General features: G+C 70.6%; 9 protein-coding genes and 1 pseudogene. 7 read left to right on the plus strand and 3 right to left on the minus strand.

What is annotated here, in order from left to right; all coding sequences use genetic code 11:
* The first annotated feature begins 56 nt into the window (after positions 1-56).
* Positions 57-650 (plus strand): DUF4136 domain-containing protein, encoded by a 594-nt coding sequence (locus JMO03_RS00990; RefSeq protein ID WP_202839317.1) that lies wholly within the window; start codon positions 57-59, stop codon positions 648-650.
* Positions 651-704: 54 nt separating this feature from the next.
* On the opposite strand, the gene JMO03_RS00995 is transcribed toward JMO03_RS00990, so the two are convergent.
* Positions 705-1,073 carry a hypothetical protein gene (locus JMO03_RS00995; RefSeq protein WP_202839320.1) on the minus strand — a complete coding sequence of 123 codons (369 nt, stop codon included), beginning with the start codon at positions 1,071-1,073 and terminating at the stop codon, positions 705-707.
* 529 nt (positions 1,074-1,602) lie between these two features.
* On the opposite strand from JMO03_RS00995, the gene JMO03_RS01000 reads away from it, so the two are divergent.
* The 3 genes from JMO03_RS01000 (at position 1,603) to JMO03_RS01010 (ending at position 7,566) form a co-directional block, all read left to right on the plus strand.
* A complete protein-coding gene (locus tag JMO03_RS01000; RefSeq protein WP_238345778.1) occupies positions 1,603-3,795 on the plus strand; it encodes a winged helix-turn-helix domain-containing protein in 2,193 nt (730 codons plus the stop codon).
* Positions 3,796-3,960: 165 nt separating this feature from the next.
* The gene (locus JMO03_RS01005; protein WP_202839324.1) at positions 3,961-4,881 is read left to right on the plus strand and encodes a helix-turn-helix domain-containing protein; all 921 of its coding nucleotides are present in this window, start codon (positions 3,961-3,963) and stop codon (positions 4,879-4,881) included.
* Between the two features lie 60 nt (positions 4,882-4,941).
* Entirely contained in the window at positions 4,942-7,566 is a 2,625-nt protein-coding gene (locus tag JMO03_RS01010) for a TonB-dependent receptor plug domain-containing protein (protein WP_202839326.1), read from the plus strand.
* Between the two features lie 188 nt (positions 7,567-7,754).
* Here JMO03_RS01010 and JMO03_RS21445 read toward each other — a convergent pair whose 3' ends face one another.
* Positions 7,755-9,155 carry an ATP-binding protein gene (locus JMO03_RS21445; RefSeq protein WP_202839328.1) on the minus strand — a complete coding sequence of 467 codons (1,401 nt, stop codon included), beginning with the start codon at positions 9,153-9,155 and terminating at the stop codon, positions 7,755-7,757.
* A 104-nt stretch (positions 9,156-9,259) separates the two neighbouring features.
* Here JMO03_RS21445 and JMO03_RS01020 point away from each other — a divergent pair, with 104 nt between their 5' ends.
* On the plus strand, positions 9,260-11,170 hold the full coding sequence (locus tag JMO03_RS01020; protein ID WP_202839335.1) for a GGDEF domain-containing protein: 1,911 nt from the start codon (positions 9,260-9,262) through the stop codon (positions 11,168-11,170).
* 151 nt (positions 11,171-11,321) lie between these two features.
* Positions 11,322-12,038, plus strand: coding sequence for a response regulator transcription factor (locus tag JMO03_RS01025; protein WP_202839337.1), 717 nt, complete (start codon positions 11,322-11,324; stop codon positions 12,036-12,038).
* Between the two features lie 30 nt (positions 12,039-12,068).
* Here JMO03_RS01025 and JMO03_RS01030 read toward each other — a convergent pair whose 3' ends face one another.
* A complete protein-coding gene (locus JMO03_RS01030) occupies positions 12,069-13,424 on the minus strand; it encodes a sensor histidine kinase (protein WP_202839339.1) in 1,356 nt (451 codons plus the stop codon).
* 449 nt (positions 13,425-13,873) lie between these two features.
* Here JMO03_RS01030 and JMO03_RS01035 point away from each other — a divergent pair.
* Positions 13,874-15,834: pseudogene (locus JMO03_RS01035) on the plus strand (hypothetical protein); the annotation flags it as partial.

The raw sequence follows: 15,834 nt of genomic DNA on the forward strand, positions 1-15,834 counted from the left end.
ACCCGCCGTAGCGGGCTGCGTGCTAGCGTCGGCGAATCCGACAGGAGGGATTGGCCATGAAAACGTTCCGCGTCGCAACATGGGTGGTGGGGCTGGCGGCCGCCCTTCTGCTCGCTGGCTGTGCCACCGGCCCGCGCATCACCACCGAGGCCGATCCGGAAGCGGACTTCGCCCGCTACCGCAGTTTCGGCTTCTATTCGCCGCTGGCGATCGAGAAGGAAGGCTACAGCTCCGCGGCCAGCGAACGGATGAAGGCGGCGGCGCGCGCGCAGATGGAATCGCGCGGCTACGTCTTCACCACCGAGCGGCCGGACCTGTGGCTCAACATCAACGCCTATACCCAGCAGCGCACCGACGTGAGTTCGATGCCGACCGTCGACTACGCCTATTACTACAGCTACCGCGCGCGCGGCTATTACGTGGTGCCGTACTGGCGCGACCGGACCGACGTCTACCGCTACACCGAGGGCACCCTCAACATCGACCTGGTCGACGCCGCCCGCAACCGCCTGGTTTGGGAAGGCATCGCGGTCGGCCGCGTGTCGCGCGAGAAGGACCCGGCCAAGCGCGATGCGCGCATCGACAGCACGATGGCCGAGATCTTCGCCCAGTATCCGTATCGCGCCGGGTCGGTCCCCGCGCCGCGGTGACGCTCGAACGCTCCGTCGTGCGGTGCACGGCGGAGCCCGCATCGATCCGCCGGATCAGCGGCGGTTCCTGCGCGCTTGGCGCTCGTACTCTTCCGCGCCGATGGTTTCGACCGAGCGCACGTTGCAGCTGGCATTGCGGGCGCGCACCGAGGTGCCCTGCGGACACAGCTGGTTGCTTCGTCCTTGCGTCTCGATCCTGATCAGCGAACTGCGCGCAACGGCGTCGCAATGGCCGCGGAACCCGATCCGGTAGTACGCGTCCCCGTCCTTGAGCAGGAACTGTTCGTTGCCGGACACGCGCGTGCCCTGATGCCCGGCGGACAGGGAGACGCAGTCGGCCAGCACCTGGGCTTCCTTTGCCTCCACCGGGAGCAGGTGCGCGGCGACCAGCAGCGTGGCGAACGTGAGCGTGACGGCTTTCATGGCATGGCCTCTCTTGTGTGGCGGATGTGGGCGACGCGAGCAGGCTACCGCTCCGGTTCGTGCGGCGAATCTGCCTGAAGTGCATGTGACGTGCGTCAGGCGTTCCCGCCAGACGGTGCAAGCCCCTCGCCGTGGCGAAACAGGCGCGGAGGGCGTCGCCAGATGCCACCGCCGGGCGCGGAACGAAGACAGACTGTTTCAGCTGATCCGGATGCACGCGCGGCTGCGCTTCCTGGTGGCTCCGTCGCCAGGCCGCACGCACGTCGTACGCAGCCGATGTCTGGTGACGCGCGCCGGCCGGCCGCGACGCGATGCCAGACCAATGACACATGCGCGCTTGCCGGAGTGATGTCACGCTGCGGGTGAGCACTGGACCGGCGCGCCGACCCGGATCCGCGGACACGGGAATGCACGACGACACCGAACTCGTTTCACACACCGGTTGCAGGGCGCGACTGCCCGCGGCCATGCATCCGTGATCGCGCCGCACGTTCCCCGGCTTCGCGTCCTGGAATGCGAGGTCGACACGATGCGACGCATCGTGTCGCGCCCCGATCGCGGCGAGCCGATGCGCGTCACCGTCAAGGCGATGCAGGTGCTGCTGGTGCTGGTCGAGCGGCGCGGCACGGTGGTCGCGCGCAGCACCCTGCTCGAACGCGTGTGGCCGGACACGATGCCGACCGACGACGTGGTGACCCAGGCGATCGCGCAGTTGCGCAAGGCCTTCGGCGACGACCGCGAGTCGCCGCGCTATATCGAGACCATCGCCAAGGCCGGGTACCGGCTGATCGCGGAAGTGCAGTGGCAGACGGAGCCGGACGGAAGCGATTCGGCTGCAATCGACGGAGAACCCGCGACTCCGGCGGCCGCGCCGCCGCCGGCAGTGCTCGAAGGCGGCACGGACGACATGGCGGAGCCGGCGGCGCGCGTGCCCCGCGCGATCGCCGCCGCCTGGCCGACGCTGGTGCTGGCCGCTGTCTTGCTGCTCGCGATCGTCCTGGCGTTCTCGAAACGTTCCCCGGTCGATGCCGCGCCCCTTGCGGGCGATACGGAACCGCAACGCGTGGTGGCGCCCATCGTCTATCGTGCGATCACGTCCACGCCCGGCCTGGAGCGCCTGCCCGCCCTCTCGCCCGACGGCGCGACGGTCGCGTTCGCGCAGGCCGGCTCGGAAGGCGAAGGCAGCACGCTCATGCTGCAGGAGGTCGCGCAGGCGTCCGCGCGCAGTCTGACGACGCCCGAAGCGGGGCATTCGGACGTGATGCCGGTCTGGTCGCGCGATGGCACGCGGATCGCGTTCGTGCGCGTGACGCCGCGCGACTGCCGGATCATGATCGTCGCTTCCAGCGGCGGCGAGGCGCGCGAGGCGGGGCGCTGCCTGCGCCAGGCCTATTCGATGTTCGACTGGACGCCGGACGGGCGCGGGATCGTGATGGGCGGACTGCGCTCGGCCGAGGATGCCAGCGCGCCGCTGCAGCGGCTCGACCTCGCCAATGGTCGCTGGCAGCCGCTGGCTTACGGCATCGCCGATGGCGATGTCGATCTCATGCCCCGCTATTCCCCCGACGGGCGCTGGCTCGCGTTCCGCCGCAACATCTCGCTCGCCGACCTGTGGCTCATGCCCGCCGGCGGCGGCACGCCGCGGCGGCTGACCAACCTGCGCGGCGATATCCGCGGTTGGGACTGGCTGCCCGACGGCAGTGGACTGGTGTTCAGCCATGTCACCAGCGAGGCCGGCCTGTACGTCTACCGGCTGGCCGACGGCTCGATCGATCCGCTGCCGACGCTCTCGACCGGCAATGCGGTGCACCCGGACCTCGCCGCCGGGGCCTGGTCGATGGTGTTCGAGATCGACCAGTCTCGCAGCGGCCTGTTCCGCGTGCGCATCGACGGCGAGGCGCCCGAGCCGGCACGCGAGCCGCTGTTCGAATCCAGCGGCGTCGACATGCTGCCGGCGATCTCGCCCGACGGGCGCACCCTGGCCTTCATCTCCGACCGCACCATGGCGGTCCAGCTCTGGCTGGGCCAGGTGGGGCGAGCGGACACGCTGCGTGCGATCGAGGGACTGCGCCCGGTGCCGCGCCACCTGCCGGTGTGGTCGGCCGACGGCCGGACGCTGCTGGTGCTGGGCAAGACCGGGGACGGCGACCGGGTGTTCGAGGTCGATGCCGGCAGCGGCCGCGTGCGCCGCCTGGCGGTTCCCGACGCGAACCCCGTGTTCGCGGCCTATACCGGCGATCCGGACCGGCTGCTGGTGGGCGTGGACGGCGGCCAGGGGCGGATCCGGCTGGTGCTGTACGCACGGGTGGACTGGCGCGAGATCGCTTCGATCGACGACGTCGCCGTGGCCCGCTACGACGCCACCGGCGACCGCGTCTTCTTCACCCGGCCGTCGAAGGTCGGACTGTGGCGCGCAGACCCCGGATTGCGCGAGGCGACGCAGGTGTCGGAGGTCGATCCCGCCCCGCAGCACTACCGGCACTGGGGCGTGTTCGGCGGCCGGCCGTTCTACAACGGCCCCGGCGGCGGCTGCGCGACGAGCTGGCGCCCGCTGCTCGAGAGCGATGCCGCCGGCGCCTGCGTGTCGCGCGATGGCGTCGCGATCGCCGGTTCCCCGAGCGTGGACGGCACCGCGACGTGGCTGTACCTGGGGCTGCCGATGGCGCAGAACATCGACATCGGCTGGGCGGCGCTGCCAGTGGGTCTTCGCTCGCTGCGCTGACGGCGGCCGCGGCCGCGAATACATGGCGAAAGTCATGGTTGCGGCAATCGAAGCATGACTTTCGGACGCGCGGCGGCGCAATCTCGGCAAAATTTCGTCGTTCGTTCCTGCGTTTCGGACCCGCACGCGTCAAACAGGTGGCCACACTCCCCCAAGGAAACGGCCATGCAGATGCAAACCACCTGGAGCGATCGCGGTTGCGCGCTCGAACTCGCGACACGAACCGGAAGCGATGAGGCGCCGGCGCTGATGCTGCTCAGCCGTGGCGGCAGCCTGCTGGTCTCGACCCCGGTCGCGACGATGTGGCTGGTACTGCGCGGCGAGGCCGAGGTCGAGTGCCGCGAGGGCCGCTTCGAACTCGGCTCCGGGCAGTGGCTCTCGCTCGATCGCGACGCCCGCCCGACCGTCTACGCAGGCGCCGGGGCCCTGCTGGTGGGCATCGCCATGACCGCGTCGATGCAGACCCAGCTGCACCAGTCGGCGCAGGTGGTGCTGTTCCCGGGCATCGGCGGCGTCGCGCGCGGCGTGCGCGCGGACGCGCTGCGGCTGTGGCGTCGCTGCGCGCCGTTCGGCCGCAACGAGGTGGGGGTGCGCGAGGTCGACCGCCACCTGCTCGGGCAGGTGCTGCGCCTGCTCGCCGCGCAGCAGCACGCGTACCGGTCGATGGTCGACCGGTGCCCCGGGCGCTCGTTGCGTCGCAAGCGACAGGTGTTCAGCCGGATGCAACGCGCCTGGCTGCACATCGAGGGCCACCTCGGGCGCACGGTGCGCATCGCCGAGCTGGCCGGGCTGAGCAACGTGTCGGTCTGGTACTTCACCAAGACCTTCCAGGCGCTGTATGGCGAAGGGCCGCAGGCGGCCTCGGCACGCCTGCGCCTGCGCTCGGCGGCGACGCTGCTGCGGCGCACCCGGCTGTCGGTGAGCGAAGTTGGCGCGGCCTGCGGCTTCGAGAACAACTGCAGCTTCTCGCGCGCGTTCCGCGCCCAGCACGGGATGCCGCCGTCGCTGTACCGGCTCGCTGCCGAATCCGGACGGACAGGGGCCGCAAACACAGCCGACATGGCGCGCCAAGCGAAGGCGGGTTGAGCTCCGTAACGTCTCGGGTGCGTTTAACGCACCCATAACGATTATTCGGAGAGTACCCACATGACTTCCATCTTCGGGCTGCCGGGCTGCCGCCTGGCGGCGCTGTCGATCGGCATCGCCCTCGCGCTGCCGGCAGTCCCGGCGTTCGCGCAGGACGCAGCGAACGACGAGACACAGACCCTCGACCGCATCCAGGTCACCGGCTCGCGCATCACGCGCGCCGACATCGAAGGGGCCAACCCGGTCACCGTGATCGACCGCGCGGCCATCGACGCCAGCGGCAAGGTGTCGGTCTCCGACCTGCTGCGCGACACCACGTTCTCCTCGTTCGGCAACTTCCGGCCGCGCTCGGGCAGTTCGGCGCAGGCGGTGGCCGACGTCGACCTGCGTGGCATCGGCTCGGACCGCACCCTGGTGCTGATCGACGGCCGACGCGCGCCCTACGCACCCTCCACCGGTACCAACGCCGACCTCAACACCATCCCGCTGGCCGCGGTCGAGCGCATCGAGATCCTGTCCGACGGCGCCTCCGCGCTGTACGGTTCGGACGCGATCGGCGGCGTGGTCAACATCATCCTGCGCCGGGACTTCGAGGGCACCGAACTGCGCTACGGCCGCGGCACGCCGAAGGTCCAGGGCGGCGACACCGAGGAAGCCTCGGTCGTGTTCGGCACCTCGTCCGACCGCGGCAGCCTGCTGCTCGGCGCCTCGATGAACTCGCGCGACATGGTCTTCACCCGGGACCAGATCGGCGGCAACGTACGCGGCGGCTCGATCTACGGCAACAATTTCTACTTCGAGAGCGAAACCGAGCCGGGCGAGGAGGGCGCGGCCGGCGGCGCGCTGCCGGGCTACGCCTGCGACGATCCGAACTTCTGGCGCAACGGCGCCAACTGCGTGTTCGACTTCAACGCGATCGCCGCCAACGAGGCGTCGGTCAAGAACAAGTCGCTGTTCGCCCGCGGCAGCTGGCAGATCAACCAGGACTGGTCGGTCTACACCTCGGCCAGCTACAGCGCCGCCGACAGCTTCGGCCGCTATGCGCCGACGCCAGGCGTACTGTACGTTCCCGAAGGCTCGCCCAACGACCCGGTGCCGGGCGACGGCCTCGGCGCCTTCGTCTACCACCGCTACGCCGCGGCCGGCAACCGCGACAACTTCGTCGACAACAACGTGGTCGATTTCAACCTCGGCTTCAACTGGCAGGCGAGCGAGCGGCTGTTCGTCGATTTCGGCCTGCGTCGCAGCGATGCCAGCTTCAAGGAGATCGGCCGCGGCTACATCGTCACGCCGCTGGCCGAGGCCGCCGCCGCCAACGGGTCCTACAACCTGTTCGACCCGTTCGGCAATTCCGAGGAAGTGATCAAGGGCTTCACCGCGACGACCAGCCGGGACGGCAAGTTCGACGTCGAGGAGATCTACGCCAATGCCACGCTCGACCTGTTCCAGATGGGCGGCGGCACCTCCGTGCTCGCCTTCGGCGCCGAGTACCGCACCGAGGACTACGCCGACATCTACGACTCGCTGTCCGAGGCGGGCGTGGTGGCCGGTTCCTCCGGCAACTCCGCTGCGGGCGATCGCGAAGTCTACGCGGCCTATGCCGAATGGCTGTTCCCGGTCCTGGAGACGTTCGACTTCACCCTGGCCGCGCGCTACGACCGCTACAGCGACTACGGCAGCGATGTCTCGCCGAAGGTGTCCGTGCGCTGGCAGCCGCTCGCCAACCTGACCTTCCGCGCCTCGGCCGGCGAAGGTTTCCGAGCCCCGCCGCTGACCTTCATCCATTCCAAGCGCGCGTTCTCGGCCGAGCAGGTGCAGGACTACCGCACCTGCGTGGCGATGGGCTACACCCCGGTGCAGTGCGGCGGCGACGCCAACAACGACAACATCGCCGACGGGCCCGAGGACGAGGACACCGTGGCCTACCAGGTCGACAGCTATTCGACCGGCAATACCGCCCTCGAGTCGGAGAGTTCCAGGCAGTACAGCATCGGCGTGGCCTGGGACGCGACCGACTGGCTGAACCTGACGCTCGACTACTACAGCATCGAGATCGAAGACCGGATCCGCCTGATCGAGTACCAGGAACTGGCGAACTTCGACAACGCCGGCATGCCGTTGCCCGCCGGCACCTCGGTGCTGCGCCGTGCGAACGGCTCGATAAGCGAGATCAACACCGCCTTCGCCAACGAGGGCGATCTCGAAACCAGCGGCGTCGACTTCAACCTGCGTACCCGGTTCGACCTGGACGCGGCCGGGCGGCTGGAGAACTGGCTGCAGATCGCGCGCGTGCTGGACTACAAGGTCACCGACGGCACGACGGTCAAGGACCGCCTCGGCTGGGTCACCGCGCCCGACACCCGCGCCAGCCTGCGCAACACCTGGAGCTGGGGCGAGTTGAGCGCCAACTGGAACGTCAACTACATCGGCGACCAGCAGAACCCGGGCACGGTTCCGGCCTTCGGCTTCCTGGCCGGCGGTGCGAACACCCGCGTCGGCAGCTACACCACCCACGATGTCTCGGCGAGCTACGAGATGCCGTGGAGCGGTACCGTCACCCTCGGCGTGAACAACGCCGGCGACAAGTATCCGCAGCTGGTGGGCTTCGAGAACCGGCCCTGGAACTTCGACCTGTACGACGCCTACGGCCGCACCGTCTACTTCCGCTACGCGCAGAAGTTCTGATCGGGCGCCGCCACGGCGATTCGAGGTGCATCAACCGAAAGCCCCCGGTCACGGGGGCTTTCTTTTTTTTGCGCGCGCGTGCGCCGTCTCCGGCGCTGGCGCCACCACGCGCGACCGCTGCGGTCGTCGGCCGCAAGGGCAACCACGGCCGGCACCGGGCTCGCTGCATGCGGCGCCAAAGGCGCCGGTCACGTCGCCTGCAGGCTCCGCTCCGAGCCGATCGACGCTGCCAGCGGCAAGGCCATGCGCACGTTCGTGCCGTGGCCGGGCGCGCTGTCGACGACGAGGGTGCCGCCGGACGCCTGCACCAGGCTCGCGGCGACCGCCAGCCCCAGGCCGGTACCCTGTCCGCTGGGCTTGGTGGTGAAGAACGGTTCCAGGCAGCGTTCGCGCACGGCGGCGTCCATCCCGTGGCCATCGTCGCGGGCGGAGATCTCGAGCATGCCCGAACCGGCACTGGCCACCTCGACCGTGAACCGCCCGCCCTCGGGCATGGCGTACTCGGCGTTCGCGGCGAGGCCGAGCAGGATCAGCTCGAACTGCGCGCGGTCGAACCGGATCAGGCCGGGAGAGGGTTGCGGCGGCAGCTCCAGGCGGGTTCGCGCGGAGAACAGCTGGCGCAGCATCGGGCGCATCTCCGCGAGGGCGGCGGCGGGATCGAAGACTTCCGGACGCGCATCCTCCATGCGGCCGAAGTCCAGCAGGCGGCGGCTGACGGCCGCGGCGCGCCGCGCGGCGGATTGCACGTCGAGCAACGCATCGTGCGCGTCGTCCAGGGTCGTGCTCGTGCGGCCGCGCGTGGCGTGGCCGAGCACCAGCGTGAGCAGGTGGTTGAAGTCGTGGGCCACGCCGCTGGACAGGCGGCCCACGCCTTCCATCTTCTGTGCGTGCACCAGCTGGTCGCGCTGTCGCTCCTTCTCCTGCATTTCCAGTTGCAGGCGGTCGCGCGCGGCGGCGAGCTCGTTGCCGCGGCGCCGCGCCAGCGCCAGGTTCTCGCGCAGGCCGGTGAGGGCCTGGTCGAGTACGAACGCGGCCAGGACGAAGCCGAAGACGCTGCCCAGCATGCGGCTGCAGAGCACCAGCAGGCTGTCCGGACGGTGGACCAGCACCGCCGCGTCGCGCCAGCCCCCGACCGCGACCAGGGCCACCAGCCAGGCGACCGTCGTCCACATCGCGCGGCGGCTGAGCAGCGCCCCGCCGATCAGCACCGGAACCAGCTGCAGCAGTTGCTGTGGCGCCTGCGGCGCCAGACCCCAGTGGAAATAGGAGACGGTCAGCAATGCCAGCGCGACCGCGATGAACAGCCTTGCCGCCGCGACGAATGCGCCGTGGCGCAACAGCGCCAGGCTGACGAGCAGCGCCACCATGTTGACGAGCGACATGCCTACCGCGAGGGGGTCGATACCGATGGCGCTGGCCCACGCCAGCGCCAGGCTCACCGGCTGGAACAGCGCCGACGCCACCAGTACGGCCTGCAGCATCGACGCATTGCGGCGATCGGCCGGATCGACCCGCGCGAGTCCGAGCCAACGCTGCAGCAGCCGGGGTGCGCGGGCGTCGGAGCGGCCGATGGAGGTGGAGTCGTGCACGGGGGATCGTGTCGGCCGGCGAGGACGGGCGTTGCGCAGCGGATGGGTATTATAGTTGTGGCCTTGCGGGCACCGCGTTCGGTTCCCCGACACAAGGATGCTGGATGGTGCGATGTTCCCCACATGGCGCCGCATGGCTGGCGCCGATCCTGCTCGTGGCATGCGTCGGCGCTGCGGCACAGACGGTTCTTCCGGTTTCCTCGCAAGCCCAGGCCCTGGCGCGTTGCGAGCGCCTGGTCGGCGCGCAGCCCACCGTGGCCGAAGCCGCCGCCCGCGAGGTGCTCGACGCCACCGGCACCTCGCCCGACCAGCGCCTGATCGCCACCGTGTGCCTTGCGGCGGCGCAGGTGCTGGCAGGCCGTGGCGAGGCCGGTGGCGCCAGCCTCGATGCGGCGCAGGAACTGCTGGATGCGCCCGGCGTGACGCCGACGGGACGGCTGGAAGGACAGGCGCGATTGCCGGGACTGCTGATGCGCGTCGGCCGCCTCGATGAGGCGCTGGCGATGCAGGAGTCGGTGCTGGTCGGCGCGCGCGAGCGCGGCATCGTCCCGATGCAGATCGACGCGCTGCGCTTCCTGGGACAGGTGCGTGCCGGCGAATTCGACGACCCGGAGGGCGCACTGCCGTACTTCCGCCAGGCGTACGACCTCCATCGCTCGCTGACCGGCTCCGGTGCGCGACCCAATCCCGTGGTCGCCTACGACCTTGGCTATACCCTGCTGTTGCTCGGTCGCCACGACGAGGCCGACGCGATGCTGGTGGAAGCCGCGCGTGCCGCCGCTGCCCCCGAGCTCGTGGGCCTGGGCGACCGCATCGCCAGCCACCGTGCGGAGCTGCTGCGGCTGCGCGGCGATGCCGCTGCCGCGGAACCGCAATTCGCCGCCGTGCTGGCGCGTCAGCGCGCCGGCAACGACGTCGCGGGCCAGGCGGTGACCCTGCAGCGGCTGGCCCGCGCGAGGCTCGACTCCGATCGCGCGCAGGAGGCGCTGGCACCTGCGCGCGAGGCGCTGGCCGTCGCCGAACAGGCGCGGCTCACCGCCGAGCAGCGCGATGCGCTCGGCGTGCTGGCCGATGTGCATGCCGCGCTCGGACAGCGGGATGCGGCCGCGGCCCACGCGGCGCGGTCGCGCGAGGCCGGGCGCGCGATCGATCGCGAGACCACTGCTCGCAGGCTGGCCGGCCTGCAGGCCCGGGCCGCCAGCGAACTGGAGCCGGGCGAGGCCGGCGGCCGTGTCGCCGAGCCGCGCAAGACCTGGCTGCGCAATGTCGCGATCGTCGCGCTGGCCCTGCTGGCACTGGGCGCGCTGCTGCTGCTGGCGCGCGCGCAACGCCGGCACCGTGAACTGGCCGCGCTGAGCGCCACCGACGCGCTGACGCAGCTTCCGGACCGTCGCCACGCCAGCCGCCACATCGAGGCACTGGCGGCGGACGATGCGGCGCGCGCAGCCGTGTTGTTGATCGACATCGACCGTTTCCGGGCGATCAACGACCGCCTGGGCCACGCAACGGGCGATCGTGTGCTGGAGGCGGTGGCGCGCTGCCTGCGCGACGCCTGCGATGCCGGGGACCTGGTCGCGCGCTGGGATGGCGGCGAGTTCCTGGTGTTGCGCGAGAACACCTCGCCCGAGGCGGCGTTCGCGCTCGCCGCGCACCTGCGGGCGCAGGTCGAACGCCTGCAGGTCGACGACGGCCGGGACGCGCAGCCATCGCCACTTTCGGCGTCCATCGGTGTCGCGTCGCTGCCTCTGTTCGCCGGTGGTGGCGGCGCCTGGCAGGATGCGATGCGTGCCGCCGAGCGTGCACTGCATGTGGCCAAGCGTGCCGGCGGCAACGCGTGGGCCGGCCTCTGGGGCGTGGCGGTGGATGTCGATGCGGTGCGCGCGCTGGACGATGTGCCGGCGGCGCTGGCCGCGGGCGTGTTGGCGAGCGAGGGGAGCCGGGTGATGGATTGGTCGTCCAGAGCGGCGGACGCGGTCGGCAGCGCCGCGTATGCCGACAGGCCCCCCCCGGCATGAGTGCGGCGATGGGCGGCGCCCGGGTCGGTGGCGGCGACAGTGGCGCTTGCGATCGCGATTGCGGCGGCGATGGCCGGGACTGCTGCGCCGGTTCGCCGCGGAACTCGGCCTCAATGACGCAGGCGATCCGCCCGCGCATGCGCATGCAGGGATGAGGACGGGTCCGAACAACCCGACACCTGTTGGCCCGCGTCTCGCGGTCGTCGAAGACGACGCGGAGCTGCGCGAGCAGATCATGCTGCCGGCCCTGCGCAGGGCCGGGTTCGAAGCTGTCGGCCTCGAGAGCGCGCTGCAGTTCTACCGCATGTGGGCCGGCTCGTCCTTCGACCTGGTGTTGCTGGACGTGGGACTGCCGGACGACGACGGCGTCGACGTCGCGCGACACCTGCGCGGGCTTTCGCCCTCGCTGGGAATCGTGATGTGCACCGGACACGGGCGCAGCGCCGACCGCATGCGCGGTCTGCGCGCGGGCATCGACGCCTACCTGGTCAAACCGCTCGAGATGGAGGAGGTGGTCGAGACGTTGCGCAACGTGCACGGGCGGCTGGCGGGTCGCGGCGGAGCGGACGTGCCCGGGCAGGGCGGCTGGGCGCTCGATCGCCATGGCTGGTCGTTGTCGGCGCCTTCCGGCGCCACGGTGACGCTCAACCAGGCCGAGCGCCAGATCATGGGCATCCTGGCCGCCCGTCCGAACCAGCCGGTGAGCCGCGAAACGCTGATCTCCCACCTGACCAGCGACGTCGACGGATTCGATCCGCACCGGCTGGAGATGCTGGTTTATCGCCTGCGGCGCAAATGCCTGGACGCGTCCGGCGAGGCCCTGCCGCTGAAGGCCGTACGCGGCGTGGGCTACCTGTTCGAACGGTAGGCGCCGGCGCGCCGCTGCGAGCGGCGAGGGTCATGTGCCCGGCGAAGATTCCCCGCCATCGAGCGGCAAACGGATGCGGAACACCGCCCCTGTCCCGCGCCCGGCGGGATCCAGGATCAGGCTGCCGCCGGCGGCCTCCACCAGGTCGCGACCCACCGCCAACCCCAGCCCGGTGCCGTGGCCCTCCGGCTTGGTGGTGAAGAACGGCTCGAAGATGCAGTCCCGCAGCGGTTCGGGAATCCCGCTGCCGTCGTCGGCAACCGCGATCTCCAGTGCCGCGACATCCACGACCCGCGCGGTCACCGAGAAGCGACCGCCCTCCGGCATCGCATCGGCGGCGTTGGCGGCAAGGTTGAGCAGCACCAGCACGAACTGCTCGCGGTCGAACCGGATCGGCGCCGGCGAACCGGGCAGTTGCAGTTCGAAGCGGACCGCCGCGCCCAGCGTCTGGCGCAGCATGGGTTCGATCTCGCGCAGCGTCGCGGCCGCGTCGAAGGTTTCGGCCAGGGCGATGTCGCGCCTGGCGAAATGCAGCAGCTTGCGCACCTGCGCGCTGGCGCGGGTGGCGGCGGAGCGCACGCCCTCCAGCGCCGCCGCACGGTCCTCGGGCGAGGCGGCCTGGAGGGCATTGGCCGCGTAGCCGTTGACCAGGGTGAGCAGGTGGCCGAAATCGTGGGCCAGGCCCCCGGCCATGCGTCCGACGGCTTCCATTTTCTGCGCGTGCAGCAGTTGCGCCTGCGCCCGTTCGCGCGCGCCGATCTCGCCCCGCAGCTGCGCATTGGCCCGTTCCAGCTCGCTGCCGTGCGCCATCGCCTCCTCCAGGCTCTCGCGCAGCGCGGCGACGCTGCGATCGATCACCAGCGCGATCAGCAGGAACATCACGCTACGGATGACGGCGTCGCCGAAGGCGTGTCTCGCCTGCATGACTTCGTTCATGACATCCGCGCCGGCGCCGAACATCAGCGCGAGCACCACCGCGCCGTACATGCCCCACAGCGCCTTGCGTCCGATCATCATGCCGGCGACGAACAGCCACAGCACCTGCACCGGCATCTCGAACATGTGCGCGCCCAGGCCGCTGAGCGCATACGACACCACGAGGATGATCGCCACCAGCACCATCAGCTGGCGGATCGCCCACTGGAAGCGGCCGCGACGGATCAGCACCACCGACCACAGCGCGATGCCGCTGATCAGCAGGCTGGCCGACAGGCTGACCGTCTCCCCGGCTCGCCAGGGGATCTGGGTTCCGAAGATGCGGTAGAGCCACAGCGCCGGCGGCAGGGTGCCGAGCGCCAGCAGGATGAGCTGCAGCATCGGCGCGTTGCGGCGATCGACCGGATCGGCGATCGCCGGAACCTGCAGCCAGTGCGTCACCCTGCTCATCGCCATCGTGCGTCGTCTCCCGTGCGGATGGTCGGAATGATGGCGCAGATGCATCGGCGCGTAACTCACCTCACGTGAGCAATCGTGAGCGAAACGCGATTGATGGTCGCGGGACGCCTTCCTACAGTGCGCGCACTTTCGGCGTCGCCGTCCGGCGATGAGCCTTCGGCGCGCGCCGCAAGTCCGGATCAGGGGGATCCAGTACCTCGCGTGGGCGGGGTATCCGGGAACGGACTGCTTGCCCCTGGTCGTCATGCGCATGGCGAAGGGCGGCATCCACGCACATCCGTGCGCGGCGTGCCGCGGACTTTCCTAGGGGGTTGCAGGTGCTTTCGAACGGTTTCGGGCAGGCCAGGGCGGCCGCCGCAGGTGTGGTTCTAGCGCTGATCGCGGGTGTCGCCGGACTGGCGGCATCGCCGGTCCTCGCCCAATCGGCATCCCTGACCAACGTGGCGACGGTCGCCGCGCCCGACGGCATCGCCGACCCCGACCCGGACAACAACACCGACAGCGCGACGGTCACGATCTCGTCGGCGGCCGACTACAGCTTCTGCACGGCACCGGGCGGCAGCGCGACGTCCAACGCCGTCTACAGCATCGTCAACGGCGTCGCGATCGCGCGCTACGAACCCGGCGCGGCCGCCGACGCGGCGGTGCCCGAACTGGCGCTGCCGACGGTGGGCGGCAATGTCAACGCGCTGATGATCGATCCGGTGCGCGATCGCATGCTGTTCCATGCCACCACGGGTTCGATGATCTGGGCCTACGACGCCGCCAACGGCGGCTGGTACCAGGCGCTGCCCGCCGGGCTGCCGAGCAGCGACTTCCCGCGCGCCGGCATGGCGCCCGATGGCGTGGGCTACCTGATCGCCAGCGGCGGCTCGCCCGTGGTCTACCGGCTGACCGCCGACGCGTCCGGCTTCGGCTACAGCGCCCAGAGCATCGGCAACCTGCAGTACGACTTCGCACCGACCGATACCGGCTCCGGCGACGTAGCCTTCGATGCCGACGGGTTCGGCTGGATCGCCGCGGGGCAGGACCTGTATCGCATCGACTTCTCGACGCCGGGGAGCCCGCAGGCCACGCGCCAGACGCGCCCGCTGCTCAACGGGCAGCCGTCGACGATCCAGTGGGCCGGCGTCGCGTTCGCGGACGACGGGCGCCTGTTCGTGGCCAACAACTCCAGCCCGAGTCAGTACTACGCCTTCGACCCGGGCACGGGCGTCCTGACGGCGCTGGCGCCGACCGGCGCCAACGGTTCGCGCGATCTGGCGTCCTGCGCGTTTCCGGCGATCGCCGAGGCCGAGCTGTCCGTGGTCAAGGCGCTGGCCGAGGTGAACGGGCAGCCCTACGTCGACGGTGCCGCGGTCGCTCCCGGCGACGTGCTCTCCTACGCGATCACCATCGGAAACGCCGGCGGTGCCGCCGGCACGCTGTTCGCCGGGGATGTGGCCGAGACCGTACCGGCGAACACCGCCTATGTGGCCGCCGGCAACGACTTCACTTGTGCCGGCACTGCGTGCACCAATACGAGCGCGCTGAACGTGCCGGCGAACGGCAGCGCAGTGCTGCGCTTCGTCGTGCAGATCGACGACCCGGTGCCCGCGGGCGTGTCCAGCATCGCCAATGCGGTGACCTTCCCCAACGACGACATCGACTGCGCGGCCATCGGCAACGATTGCGACGAGCTCACGCCCCTCGGGCCCTCGACGTCGGTCGAAAAGACCTCGAACCCGGGCTCCGGCGCGGCGGTCGGTGCCGGCCAGACCATCGATTACACGCTGACTGTCACGGTGGCCAATGCGGCGACGACCGAGGCGATCACGCTGACCGACACGCTGGGCACGGGCCTGACGCTGTCGGGCGCGTTGCCGGCCGGCTGCACCTCTGCTGGCCAGGTGGTGACCTGCGTGCTGGCTGCGGGCGCGACGGTGGGCGTGCACACGTTCGACTACGCGGCGACGGTGGACGCCGATGCGACCGGTTCGGTCGGCAACGTGGTAGTGGCAACGACACCGCCGGGCGGCGACCCGGATCCGGAGTGCACCACGTGCACGACCGAACATCCGCTGACCCCGGCGACCACGGTGACGAAGAGCTCGAACCCGGCTTCGGGCGCGACCGTGACCCCGGGTCAGGCGATCGATTACACGCTCGCGGTGACCGTAGCCAACGCCGCGACCACCGAAGCGATCACGCTGACCGACACGCTCGGCGCCGGCCTCACGCTGGACGGCGCGCTGCCGGCTGGCTGTACCGCTGCTGGCCAGGTGGTGACCTGCGTGCTGGCTGCGGGCGCGACGGTGGGCGTGCACACGTTCGACTACGCGGCGACGGTGGATAGCGACGCGACCGGTTCGGTGGGCAATGCGGTGGTGGCGACCACGCCGCCGGGCGGCGATCCGGATCC

Origin of the sequence: Luteimonas saliphila (assembly GCF_016774335.1) — a bacterium.
GTDB lineage: Bacteria > Pseudomonadota > Gammaproteobacteria > Xanthomonadales > Xanthomonadaceae > Luteimonas > Luteimonas saliphila.